The sequence below is a fragment of the Stenotrophomonas sp. genome (assembly GCF_050737075.1).
GTDB lineage: Bacteria > Pseudomonadota > Gammaproteobacteria > Xanthomonadales > Xanthomonadaceae > Stenotrophomonas.
Genome location: NZ_JBOHXV010000019.1, coordinates 13155 through 24688, shown reverse-complemented (window position 1 = coordinate 24688; position 11534 = coordinate 13155). Strand labels below are relative to the sequence as shown.

The 11534-nt window shown below is 68.1% G+C and carries 16 protein-coding genes; 3 read left to right on the top strand and 13 right to left on the bottom strand.

Annotation, left to right across the window (positions count from 1 at the left end; translation table 11 throughout):
* Positions 1-3: 3 nt before the first annotated feature.
* From hpf to ACREPD_RS06850, 7 genes are all read right to left on the bottom strand, one after another.
* Complete coding sequence (hpf, locus tag ACREPD_RS06880; protein WP_431598630.1) at positions 4-327, bottom strand: ribosome hibernation-promoting factor, HPF/YfiA family; 324 nt, start codon at positions 325-327, stop codon at positions 4-6.
* A gap of 57 nt (positions 328-384) precedes the next feature.
* Positions 385-1788, bottom strand: a complete 1404-nt coding sequence (locus ACREPD_RS06875; RefSeq protein WP_431598663.1) for an RNA polymerase factor sigma-54 — start codon at positions 1786-1788, stop codon at positions 385-387.
* Between the two features lie 83 nt (positions 1789-1871).
* Positions 1872-2591 (bottom strand): LPS export ABC transporter ATP-binding protein, encoded by a 720-nt coding sequence (gene lptB / locus ACREPD_RS06870; protein ID WP_431598629.1) that lies wholly within the window; start codon positions 2589-2591, stop codon positions 1872-1874.
* Positions 2591-3145: a lipopolysaccharide transport periplasmic protein LptA gene (gene lptA, locus ACREPD_RS06865; protein ID WP_431598628.1), complete on the bottom strand. Its 555-nt coding sequence runs from the start codon at positions 3143-3145 to the stop codon at positions 2591-2593. Before lptA ends, lptB begins: the two co-directional genes overlap by 1 nt.
* 67 nt (positions 3146-3212) lie before the next feature.
* Positions 3213-3773, bottom strand: coding sequence for an LPS export ABC transporter periplasmic protein LptC (gene lptC, locus ACREPD_RS06860; protein WP_431598627.1), 561 nt, complete (start codon positions 3771-3773; stop codon positions 3213-3215).
* Positions 3770-4318, bottom strand: coding sequence for a KdsC family phosphatase (locus ACREPD_RS06855; protein ID WP_431598626.1), 549 nt, complete (start codon positions 4316-4318; stop codon positions 3770-3772). Before ACREPD_RS06855 ends, lptC begins: the two co-directional genes overlap by 4 nt.
* Before the next feature lie 41 nt (positions 4319-4359).
* Positions 4360-5361, bottom strand: coding sequence for a KpsF/GutQ family sugar-phosphate isomerase (locus ACREPD_RS06850; RefSeq protein WP_431598625.1), 1002 nt, complete (start codon positions 5359-5361; stop codon positions 4360-4362).
* A gap of 53 nt (positions 5362-5414) precedes the next feature.
* Here ACREPD_RS06850 and ACREPD_RS06845 point away from each other — a divergent pair, with 53 nt between their 5' ends.
* Genes ACREPD_RS06845 through ACREPD_RS06835 form a run of 3 tightly spaced genes read left to right on the top strand, consistent with a single transcriptional unit; the run spans position 5415 to position 7262 of the window.
* On the top strand, positions 5415-5645 hold the full coding sequence (locus ACREPD_RS06845) for a BolA family protein (protein WP_339445965.1): 231 nt from the start codon (positions 5415-5417) through the stop codon (positions 5643-5645).
* 34 nt (positions 5646-5679) lie between these two features.
* Positions 5680-6954, top strand: coding sequence for a UDP-N-acetylglucosamine 1-carboxyvinyltransferase (murA, locus tag ACREPD_RS06840; protein ID WP_421568463.1), 1275 nt, complete (start codon positions 5680-5682; stop codon positions 6952-6954).
* On the top strand, positions 6951-7262 hold the full coding sequence (locus tag ACREPD_RS06835) for an EF-hand domain-containing protein (RefSeq protein ID WP_431598624.1): 312 nt from the start codon (positions 6951-6953) through the stop codon (positions 7260-7262). Before murA ends, ACREPD_RS06835 begins: the two co-directional genes overlap by 4 nt.
* 106 nt (positions 7263-7368) lie before the next feature.
* Here the strand turns inward: ACREPD_RS06835 and ACREPD_RS06830 are convergent, their stop codons facing one another.
* From ACREPD_RS06830 to purM, 6 genes are all read right to left on the bottom strand, one after another.
* Positions 7369-8052, bottom strand: a complete 684-nt coding sequence (locus ACREPD_RS06830) for a DUF3108 domain-containing protein (protein WP_431598623.1) — start codon at positions 8050-8052, stop codon at positions 7369-7371.
* Positions 8053-8054: 2 nt separating this feature from the next.
* Complete coding sequence (locus ACREPD_RS06825) at positions 8055-8834, bottom strand: DUF3108 domain-containing protein (protein WP_431598622.1); 780 nt, start codon at positions 8832-8834, stop codon at positions 8055-8057.
* Between the two features lie 66 nt (positions 8835-8900).
* Positions 8901-9560 (bottom strand): phosphoribosylglycinamide formyltransferase, encoded by a 660-nt coding sequence (gene purN / locus ACREPD_RS06820; RefSeq protein ID WP_431598621.1) that lies wholly within the window; start codon positions 9558-9560, stop codon positions 8901-8903.
* Positions 9557-9994 carry a hypothetical protein gene (locus ACREPD_RS06815; protein WP_431598620.1) on the bottom strand — a complete coding sequence of 146 codons (438 nt, stop codon included), beginning with the start codon at positions 9992-9994 and terminating at the stop codon, positions 9557-9559. Before ACREPD_RS06815 ends, purN begins: the two co-directional genes overlap by 4 nt.
* 7 nt (positions 9995-10001) lie before the next feature.
* Positions 10002-10463: a hypothetical protein gene (locus ACREPD_RS06810; protein WP_431598619.1), complete on the bottom strand. Its 462-nt coding sequence runs from the start codon at positions 10461-10463 to the stop codon at positions 10002-10004.
* Between the two features lie 17 nt (positions 10464-10480).
* The gene (gene purM / locus ACREPD_RS06805; protein ID WP_431598662.1) at positions 10481-11506 is read right to left on the bottom strand and encodes a phosphoribosylformylglycinamidine cyclo-ligase; all 1026 of its coding nucleotides are present in this window, start codon (positions 11504-11506) and stop codon (positions 10481-10483) included.
* Between the last annotated feature and the right edge of the window lie 28 nt (positions 11507-11534).

The window sequence follows — 11534 nt, the reverse complement described above, 5'->3', positions numbered from 1 at the left end:
GCGTCAGGCGCCATTGTCACCCAAGGGAGCCGGAACCGGGGCATGCAGGTGCTTTTTCTCCTTGTGCTTGATCACCAGCTGGTCGAGCTTGTCAGCCAGGATGTCGATGGCGGCATACATGGTCTGGCCGTCGGCCTTTGCATGAAGCGCTTTTCCGGCGAGGGTCACGTCGGCGTCCACGTGATGCTGGGTCTTGTCCAGCTTGAGCGTCACCCGGATCTGGCAGTGCTGGTCGAAGTGTTTGCCGACCCGGCCAACCTTCTCCTCCACGTAGCTCTGCAGGGCGGGGGTGACTTCCACGTTGTTGCCATACGTCTGAATTTCCATCGGTGCTTCTCCTCTTCGGATGTGCCAATGAACCTTCCCGCCCGGCGCGGTGGAGCGTCAGGCGATGCGTACTCGTTCGTGCGAGGCGGAAATGTTCATGGCCTCACGATACTTCGCCACGGTGCGTCGCGCCACCGGTATTCCCGAGGTCTTGAGCAGGTCAGCCAGCTTGGCGTCAGAAAGCGGCTTGCGCGGGTTCTCGTCGTCGATCAGGCGCCGGATCATGGCCTGGATGGCGGTGCTGGAGGCCTCGCCGCCGCTGTCGGTGTCGATCCCCGAGGCGAAGAAGGCGCGCAGCGCCAGCGTGCCGCGCGGGGTGCGCACGTACTTGCGGGCAATGGCGCGGGAAATGGTCGATTCGTGCAGGCCCAGCTCGCCCGCCACCTCGCGCAGGGTGAGCGGGCGCAGGGCCTGCTCGCCGAACTCCAGGAAGGCGGCCTGCTGCTGCAGCAGGCAGCGCATCACCCGCAGCAGGGTCTCGCCGCGCGCCTCCAGGCCCTTGAGCAGCCAGCGGGCCTCCTGCAGGTGCGCACGCAGGTAGCCGGCGTCGCTTTCGCCACAGCGGCGGATCATCTGCTCATAGCCGCGGTGAATCACGACCCGGGGGCCGGCATGCCCGGCCAGGGCGGCGCGCCAGGTGCCGTTCTGGCGCCAGACCACGCAGTCGGGCACCACATAGCTGTCGTGGGCCAGTTCGCCGATCTGGGTGCCCGGGCGCGGGTCCAGCGTGCGCAGCAGCTGCACGGCCGTTTCCACCGCGGCCACCGGCTCGCGCAGCTCATGGGCCAGGCCGTTCACGCCACTGCGCGGCAGGCGCTCCAGCGGGCCGTCGGCGATGCGACGGGCCAGTGCCAGGCCCGGGGTCTCCGGGTCCAGTACGTCCAGCTGCAGCTGCAGGCATTCGCCCAGGCTGCGCGCGCCTACGCCGATCGGGTCGAAGCGCTGGATCTGGTGGAGCACGGTGAGGATTTCGGCTTCATCGGCATGAATGGCCGGAAGCAGCGTCTCGGCGATGGCCGACAGCGGTTCGCGCAGGTAGCCATCGTCTTCGAAGGCGTCGATCAGCGCCGCGCCGATGTTGCGGTCGCGGGTGGACAGGTGCGACAGGTGCAGCTGCCACAGCAGGTGGTCGGCCAGGCTCTCGGTCTCGGCCACGCGCTCGGCGGCCGTGCCGTTGTCGTCATCATCGAACGAGCCGCCGCTGCTGCCGCTGCTCCAGTCGCCTTCGCCGGGTGCCCAGTCATCGGCACCGGTCGGCGGGGCATCGCTGTCGCCGCCGTTGTCGCGTTCGGCCACTTCTGGCGGGCGCTCATCGGCGCCGGGCGCGGCATCCAGCGTGGGCTCGGCGTTTTCGGCCCAGTCCAGCAGTGGATTGGTTTCCACGGCCTCGGCGATTTCCAGCTCCAGTTCGGCGCTGGACATCTGCAACAGCTTGATGGCCTGACGCAGCTGCGGCGTCATGACCAGTTGTTGTCCCAGCGATGTCTGCAGCCGTGCTTTCATGCCTGTGCCGAACGGAGGGAAGGCGCTGCAGCGGCCGGCGGTCAGAGCTTGAAGGTCTCTCCAAGGTACACGCGGCGGACGTCTGCGTTTTCCAGGATCGCGTCTGGTGCCCCCTGCGCCAGCACGCTGCCTTCGTTGAGGATATACGCGCGGTCGCAGATTCCCAAGGTTTCGCGCACATTGTGGTCGGTGATCAGCACGCCGATGCCACGCTGCTTGAGGTGGGTGACGATGCGCTGGATCTCGCCGACCGAGATCGGGTCGACGCCGGCGAAGGGCTCATCGAGCAGGATCAGGCGCGGCTTGGCGGCCAGCGCGCGGGCGATTTCGCAGCGGCGGCGCTCGCCGCCGGACAGGCTGGCGCCCAGCTGGTCGGCCACATGGTTGATCTGCAGTTCGTCCAGCAGCGAATTCAGCTCCTTCTCGCGGCCGTCCTTGTCCAGGTCTTCGCGCAGTTCCAGCACCAGGCGCAGGTTGTCGGCCACGGTCAGCTTGCGGAACACCGACGGTTCCTGCGGCAGGTAGCCGACGCCCTGCTTGGCGCGGGTGTACATCGGGTCGGCAGTGATGTCCTTGCCGTCCAGCACGATGCTGCCGGCGTCGGCTTCGACCAGACCCACGATCATGTAGAAGCAGGTGGTCTTGCCGGCGCCGTTGGGGCCGAGCAGGCCCACCACTTCGCCGGCGTCCAGGGTCAGGCCGAATTCCTTGACCACTTCGCGCTGCTTGTAGCGCTTGCGCAGGCCTTTGGCGACGAGCATTACTTCTTGCTCCCGGCGGTGGGGACGGTGGTCTTGGTGGCCGCCGGCGCGGCCGCCGGAGCGGCGCCCTTGTTCTTGGGCGGAATGACGGTGCGCACGCGCTGGCCATCGCCGCCACTGTTCATCTGGCCGGTGGCGGTGTTGTAGGTCATCGTGCCGCCGGAGTTGGTGCCCTGGGCGCTCTTGACCGTGTAATTGCCGGTGAGCACGACGATTTCCTTGATGATGTCGTAGTCGATCTTGTCGGCCTGGGCTTCCATCCAGGTGCCGTCGTCCAACTGCTGCTTCATCTTGGCCTGCTTGCCGGTGAACACCGCGCGCACCGCCTGGCCATCCTTCATGTGGATGTCGGCCTGGGCCGAACGCAGGTCGAGGGTGCCCTGGGTGATGACCACGCCGCCGGACAGCGTGGTGACGCCGTCACCGACCAGTGAACCGGCCTGCGCGCCTGCGTCGATGGTCATTTCCTGGTTGCGGTCGGAGGTCTTCGCCTGCACGGCGACGGCGGGAGCCAGCAGGCTCAGGGCGAATGCGGCGGCGTAGAGGATCTTCATGACGTGGGGCTTTCCTGCCAGATGCGGGGGAACGGCCAGTGCCGTCGTTGGAATGGGGGGGGGCGGATCATTGACGTGGGGTATAGCGGCTCTTGACCTGGCTCAGGAACTGGTAGGTCTTGTCGCTGGAATTCAGCGCGAAGCCGACACCGGACTGCACCATGCCCGGCCGGGTCATCGTCACCAACCCGTCGGAGGTGGCCCGGTTCTCCTTCGGGAACACATCCATCTGCTCGGTACGGAAGGTGGTGGGTGGAATGCTCGGCACGCGCGGGCTGTCGCCGCTGACGTTGCCGGTCAGGCGCAGCTTGTCGCCGGTGGCGCTGACCCAGCCCGTGTCGCTGCGCAGCTCCCAATGGTTGCCGTCGCGGTCGGGCAGCAGGAACAACGGGGTCTGAATGGTCATCGTCTCGTCGCTGCGGGTGCGTTCCAGCAGCGGCGCGCGCAGGGTGGTCGATTCGCGGCCCTGCTCGTCCAGCGCGATGATCTGGAAATCGTGCAGCACGTAATCCTTGCTGGCATCGTCGCCCGCGGCGACCGGTGCCTTGTCGCGGTGGCGCAGCAGCGACCAGCCGCTGAGCAATGCGGCCACCAGGAGCAGCCCACCCAGAGCGTTGCGCCAGCTCATGCGCCGAACCTCGCCAGCACCGCGTCCACGTGGCCCTGCGCGGCCAGCAGCACGTCGCACAGTTCACGCGCGGCGCCGCGGCCGCCATCGGCGCGGGTCTGCCAATGCACGCGTTCGGCGATCCACGGGTGCGCGTTGGCCGGGGCGACCGCCAGACCAACCGCGCACAGCGGCGCCAGGTCGGGCAGGTCGTCGCCCATGAACGCCACCTGGTCGAGGCCGATCCCGTGCTGTTCACACAGGGCGCGCACGCTGGCCAGCTTGTCGCCGACCGCGATCTGGGTGTCGATGCCCAGGTCCGCGCCGCGCTTCTGTGCCGACAGGCTGTTGCGCGCGGTGATCAGCACGGGGTGGATGCCATGGTGTTGCAGCAGTTTCAGGCCGAGTCCGTCCTGCACGTAATACGCCTTGCTCTCGTTGCCGTCCCGGTCGTAGTAGAGCCGACCATCGGTGAGCGTGCCGTCCACGTCGAAGCAGGCCAGCCGGATGCGGCCGGCGACGGCATGCAGGTGGGACGGGAATCCGGGCAGCGGGGAGTAGGGCATCAGGAGCGGTAGTCGGCTGAATGGAGGAGGGTCACTGTGGTTTAAACCACCCGGGCCCGCAACAGGTCATGAATGTTGAGGGCGCCGACCGCGCGGCCCTCGCCATCGACCACGATCAGGCCGTTGATTTTCTGGGTTTCCATCACCCGCGCGGCCTCCACGGCCAGCTGGTCGGCGCCGATGGTGCGCGGCTGGCGGGTCATCACATCGACGATCCGCGCGCTGCGCACGTCCAGGTCGCTGTCCAGCGCGCGGCGCAGGTCGCCGTCGGTGAACAGGCCGATCAGGCGCTGCCCGGCGTCCACCACGGCAGTCATGCCCAGGCGCTTGCGGCTCATTTCCACCAGCGCCTCGCTCAGGCTGGCGTCTTCGCCCACCTGGGGCAGCTCGTCGCCGCTGTGCATCACGTCGGTGATGTGCAGCAGCAGGCGGCGGCCGAGGCTGCCGGCCGGGTGCGAGCGGGCGAAGTCGTCGGCGGTGAAGCCGCGTGCGTCCAGCAGGGCCACGGCCAGCGCGTCGCCCATCGCCAGTGAGGCGGTGGTGCTGGAGGTGGGGGCCAGGGCCAGCGGGCAGGCCTCGGCCGGCACGCTTACGTCCAGGTGCACGTCGGCGGCCTGGGCCAGGGTGGAGCCCGGGCGGCCGGTCATGGCGATCAGCCGGTTGCCCTGGCGCTTGAACACCGGCAGCAGCATCAGCACCTCGTCCGATTCACCGGAGTAGGACAGCGCCAGCACCACGTCGGCCTCGGTGATCATGCCCAGGTCGCCGTGCCCGGCCTCGCCGGGGTGCACGAAGAACGCCGGGGTACCGGTAGAGGCCAGCGTGGCGGCGATCTTGCGCGCCACATGGCCGGACTTGCCCATGCCGGTGGCCACCACCCGGCCCTGGCTTTCCAGCACCAGCTGGCAGGCCCGGCTGAAGTCGGCGCCCAGGCGTTCGGCGACCGCCGCCAGTGCGTCGCGCTCGATCTCGAACACGCGGCGGCCGCTGGCGACCAGTGCTGCGGGGTCGGCGGGTTGGGGGGGCAGGGGCGATACAGTCATGCGGGCGCCACGCGGAAGAGTAGAATGAGCGCTCATTTTATTAGGAAAGCCCGTTGGACGCCGAGACCATCCGCAATCTGATCGAAACCGGCCTGCCGGGCGCCCGCGCGGACGTGCAGGGCGATGACGGCGTGCATTTCGAGGCCACCGTGGTCTGTGACGCCTTTGCCGGCAAGCTGCCGCTGGCGCGCCACCGCATGGTGTATGCCACGCTGGGCGAGCTGATGGGCGGGGCGATTCATGCGCTGGCGCTCAAGACTGTTACGCCGGCGGAAGCTGGTTGAGTTCTACCCTTTTCTTCTTATTTTCCTGGACTCCATGGCCAAGATCGTAGTGACCGGCGGCAAGCCGCTGCACGGTGAAGTGAACATTTCCGGCGCCAAGAACGCCGTCCTCCCCATCCTGTGCGCGACCCTGCTGGCCGATGCGCCGGTGGAAATCACCAATGTGCCGCACCTGCACGACGTGGTGACCACGGTGAAGCTGCTCAGCGAGCTGGGCGCCAAGGTCACCATCGACCAGGGCACCCTGTCGCGCGGCAGCGCGATCGTGGTCGATCCGCGTCCGGTCAACCAGCACGTGGCCCCCTATGAGCTGGTGCGCACCATGCGTGCCTCGATCCTGGTGCTGGGCCCGCTGCTGGCCCGCTTCGGCGCGGCCGAAGTGTCGCTGCCCGGCGGCTGCGCGATCGGCTCGCGCCCGGTCGACCAGCACATCAAGGGCCTGCAGGCCCTCGGTGCGGAGATCGTGGTGGAGAACGGCTTCATCAAGGCCCATGCCAAGCGCCTGAAGGGCGCGCACTTCACCTTCGACATGGTCAGCGTGACCGGCACCGAGAATGTGCTGATGGCGGCCGTGCTGGCCGAAGGCACCACCGTGCTGGACAACGCGGCGATGGAGCCGGAAGTCACCGACCTGGCGCATTGCCTGATCGCACTGGGCGCGAAGATCGAAGGCCTGGGCACCGCCCGCCTGGTGATCGAAGGCGTTGAGCGCCTGTCCGGTGGCCGCCATGAAGTGCTGCCCGACCGCATCGAAACCGGCACCTTCCTGGTGGCCGCGGCGATGACCGGTGGCAAGGTCACGGTCAACCGCGCGCGCCCGAACACCATGGACGCGGTGCTGTCCAAGCTGGTCGAGGCCGGTGCGAAGATCGAGACCACCGAGGACAGCATCACGCTGGACATGCAGGGCAAGCGCCCGCGTGCGGTCAACCTGACCACCGCGCCGTACCCGGCGTTCCCCACCGACATGCAGGCGCAGTTCATGGCGCTCAACTGCGTGGCCGATGGCGTGGGCGTGATCAATGAAACGATCTTCGAAAACCGTTTCATGCACGTCAACGAACTGCTGCGCCTCGGCGCGGACATCCAGGTGGAAGGCCACACGGCGATCGTGCGTGGCGCCGAACAGCTGAGCGGCGCACCGGTGATGGCGACCGACCTGCGTGCATCGGCGTCGCTGATCCTGGCCGGGCTGATGGCCGATGGCGATACCACCATCGACCGCATCTACCACCTCGACCGCGGCTACGAGAACATCGAAGAGAAGCTGTCGTCGCTGGGCGCCACCATCCGGCGCGTCGCGGCATGATCCTGCGCGGGCAGTTCACCCGTCGCCGCAAGGCGCTGCTGATCCTGGTGCTGGTGGTGCTGGGGTGGCTGGGCTACGCCTGGTATGCCGGCATCGCCATCACCCAGGGCCTGGAACAGCAGGACATGGACTGGAACGGCGACGGCACGGTGAGCCGCAGCGAGGTGCTGCAATCGTTCTACGCCGTGGGCGTGACCAAGACCGAGGAAGGCAACCGCCATTGCAGCGCGTTCTACTGGCGCAAGACCGGCGAGCAGATCCGCGTGGACTGCAAGACGGTGTTCCAGGCAGAAACGCCCGCGAAATAAAAAACGCCCGCAGATGCGGGCGTTTTTTTTGAGCGTATCGACCAACGGTCGATACCTGCCGGTCGCGTCACCGGTAGGTGCCCACCGTTGGTGGGCACGCAATGCCTTATTTGAACGACTTGATCGTCAGGTCCAGTGCGTCCCTGCCGTCCTCGCGCTGCAGCAGGCGCACCGGCACCGGGAAGTCCTTCACGATCCAGACGATCTGCTCCTTCTTGCCGTCCACGCGCGAGACCTTGGTGGCGTCGTAGGACTTGCCGCCCACGGTGACGCTTTCCTTGCCTTCCACCTTGTAGCCGAGCTGCTTGATGCGGCCTTCGTCGACCATGCGGTACTTCAGCGGCTTGCCGGCGGCCAGATCGCGTGCGATCGCCAGGTTGATCAGCAGCGCATCCATGTCACCGGCCTTCAGCGCGACCGGGCCGGCACGGTCAGGCTTGATGTCGCCGGTCCAGGTGGCCTGGTTCTTCGTCCAGTCGTAGTTGGCCTGTACGTTGCGCTTCTTGACCAGCAGCGCCGAGCTGTCCTTGCTGCTGAGGGGGCGCAGGCCACCGCCGGTTTCGTCGAACACCGTGTTCTGGCTCAGCGCGGCCATCGGGCTGCGCACGTCCAGGCTGTACTTCCAGGTGTTGCCGTCGGCCTTGGCCAGCGTCATGGTGCCCGGTGCCTGCACGCCCATGTAGTTGGCCTGGTACTGCGCGGTAAACGGCTCCAGCGCCATCGCGGGCAGGCTGGTCAGGGCCAGGGCGCCAACGGCGATCCAGGACAGCGGGCGGTTCAGAATGGTCATGCTCAAACTCCTTGGTATTCGATCAGGCGCAGGTCGATCCGATCTTCGCCGTCTTCACGTTGCAGGAGGCGCACCGGGGTAGGCACCCCGTTGGCGATCCAGAGGATGGTTTCGTCGTTGCCGCCGTTGGTCCGGTAGACCCGCAGCGCGTTGTAGGACAGCTCGCCGACCTGGACGTTCTCGGTGTCTGCCGCGGCCTGGTAGGTGTGCTGGCGCACCCGGCCGACGTCGACATAACGGTACTGCAACTGCGCACCCGGCCGCGCGTCGCGCATGATGGCCAGGTTGATCAGCAGCGCGCTCAGGTCGCCCGGCTGCAGCGGAATGGGTTGGGTGCGTTCTTTCTTCAGGTCGCCCAGCCACTGTGCGGTGCCGGCCTTCCAGTCGTAGGTGCCGGTGACCTTCTTGCCCAGGAACAGGCCCTTGCGCACGGTCGCCTGGCTCAGCGGCACATAGGTGGTGCCCTGCTTCTCGAACACCGTGCTCTGTTCCAGGTTCAGGCCCAGCACGCTGGCGAAGCCACGGCGGCCCACCACCTGCATGTCCACGCGCCACTGGTCGCCACCGGTGTGGGTGACGCGCATGGTCGCATCGCCGGCTTCCTTGCCCTTGTAGAAGGCCTGGTAGGTGGCGGTGAACGGCTCCAGCGGCGGCGCATCCCACACCGCCGGGGGCGGCAGCACGGGAAGTTCCGGCGGCGGCGGTTCCTGCGCGTGCGCCAGGGCGACGGTGCACAGCAGGGACGCAATCAGCAGCACAGGCTTGGACAGGGTCGTTTTCATGCGCGCGCAGGAGCGGGGGAGGAGGGAGGATGCCAGCGTCCGGGTCAGCGGCGCGTGTGCGTCCGGCTATCGGTGCAGCTCTCCGCCGCAATCTAGGCGCAGCGGACTGAACAGGGGGTGGCCGTCGGCCTGCAGCTGTCCGTCGCGTTCAGCCACGCGGCCGGCCACCAGCCACTGCAGGCTGGCGATCAGCAGCGGGTGTTCCACCGCCAGCACGCGCTGGGCCAGCTGTTCGGCGGTGTCGCCGGGCAGCACCGGTACCCGGGCCTGGGCCAGCACCGTGCCGGCGTCCAGTTCGGGGACCACGAAGTGGACGCTGGCGCCTGCCTCGGCGTCGCCGGCCTCCAGCGCCCGGGCGTGGGTGTGCAGGCCCTTGTACAACGGCAGCAGCGAGGGGTGGATGTTCACCAGCCGGCCGCTGAAGCGCTGCACGAAGGCCTCGCCCAGGATGCGCATGTAACCGGCGCAGACCACCCAGTCCGGCGCGAACCCGGCCAGGGCATCGCCCAGCGCGGCGTCGAAGGCGGGCCGGTCGGCGAAATCCTTCGGCGAGCGCGCCCAGCGTCGCTCCGGCGCGACCTTGAGCAGTGCCGAGGCTTCCGGCTTGTCCGACAGCACCGCCACCACCTCGGCGTCCAGCTGGCCGGCGGCGATCGCATCGATGATGGCCTGCAGGTTGCTGCCACGGCCTGATGCCAGCACCGCGATACGGCTGCGGGTGGTCATGCGATGACCGTGCTTTCCGGCGGCAGGAAGCTGGCCTGTACTTCCGGGCGCAGCAGGGCCCACAGCGCGTACGCCCCGAGCGCGATGCCGAGCGCGCCGGCCAGGCAGGCCAGGCCGGCGGCGACCATGCACAGGCGGTGTTGCCGGCGGGCGGCCAGCCGTCGCGCCGCGATGATGCTCAGCGTGCCCAACGCGGCGTAGACCAGCGCGGCCAGGCCCAGCAGCACCAGCAGCAGCACCGGCGAGGCATCGGGGTTGGCGCTCCTGCTCTCGCTGAAATACCCGGCCACGGCGGCCAGCAGCAACAGCGGGGCAATGAGCAGCTCTACCGCGCCCAGTACGTAGAACAGGATCTTGAGCGTGTGCAGGTGCGAGCCGACCTGGATCTGCGTCCAGCCGCCCGGGGTGGGCAGGGGTGGGGGCGTGGAAGACATCGAAACCTCAGGGCTGGAAGGGGGCTGGCGCGTCGAACGCGGCTTTCACCGCCGGGCGCAGCAGCACGATCAGGGTGAACACGCCCAGCACCGTGCCCAGCGGCATCAGCATGCACGACAGCGCTGCAACCACCAGGCACAGGGTATGCCGGCGCTGGCGGGCGAGGCAGCGCCCGGCATAGGCCATGAAGCCGGCCAGGGTCAGCCCGCACAGGATCACGACCGACCCGATCACGATGAAGATCCAGCCAAACAGCTGGGTCTCACCGGGCGACGCCGGTCCGCCATTGCTGTTGATCGGCATCGCGCCGGTCAGCGTGGCGATGCCAATGCCCACATGGATCAGCGGAAACAGCGAGAACACCGCCGTCAGGCCGGCCACGACGTAGTGGAAGATCGACAGCAGCCGCAGCTGCGAGGCGTCTTCAAGCGACAGCGTCGGGGCTGCGTGGGGGAGCGGTGCGTCCATGCCGTTCTCCTGGTCGATCAGCCGATCCGCACGCGTTCGGCGCCATCGGCCGGGGTGACCTTGCCGATGGTCCACTGCGCCAGGCCTTGGGCCTCGACGGCGGCCGACACGCTGGCCACCTGGTCCGGGGCCACGATCAGCACGAAGCCGATGCCGCAGTTGAAGGTGCGCCACATTTCGCTGTCGGCCACCGCGCCTTCGCGCTGCAGCCACTGGAACACCGGCGGCAGGGTCCAGGAGGAGGCGTCGATGTCCAGGCCGAGGCCCTCGGGCACCACGCGGATGATGTTCTCGGTCAGGCCGCCACCGGTGATGTGGGCCATGCCGTGGATCGCCGCGCCGTGGGTCTTGAGCAGCGCCAGGATCGGCTTGACGTACAGGCGGGTCGGCGCCATCAGCGCGTCGACCAGCTTGACCCCGCCCTCCAGCTCCAGCTCGGCCGGGCGGCCGGCGCGGTCGTAGATGCGGCGCACCAGCGAGTAGCCGTTGGAGTGCGGGCCGGAGGAGGCGATGCCGATCAGCACGTCGCCATTGGCCACGCTGGCGCCGTCCTTCAGCTCGCTCTTCTCCACGCCGGCCACGGTGAAACCGGCCAGGTCGTACTCGCCCGGGGCGTACATGTCGGGCATTTCAGCGGTTTCGCCGCCGATCAGCGCGCAGCCCGCCTCGGTGCAGCCGTTGGCGATGCCGCCCACGACCGCTGCAGCGGTGTCGATGTCCAGCTTGCCGGTGGCGAAGTAGTCCAGGAAGAACAGCGGCTCGGCGCCCTGCACCAGCACGTCGTTCACGCACATGGCGACCAGGTCGATGCCGATCGTGTCGTGCCGGCCCAGCTGTTGTGCCAGCTTCAGCTTGGTGCCCACGCCGTCCGTGCCCGACACCAGCACCGGCTCGCGGTACTTGCTGGACAGGTCGAACAGGGCGCCGAAACCGCCCAGGCCCCCCATCACCTCCGGCCGGAAGCTGCGCTTTACCAGCGGCTTGATGCGCTCGACCAGTTCGTTGCCCGCGTCGATGTCGACGCCGGCGTCGCGGTAGGTCAGGGGGGAGGGGTTGGACGGGGAATTGGTC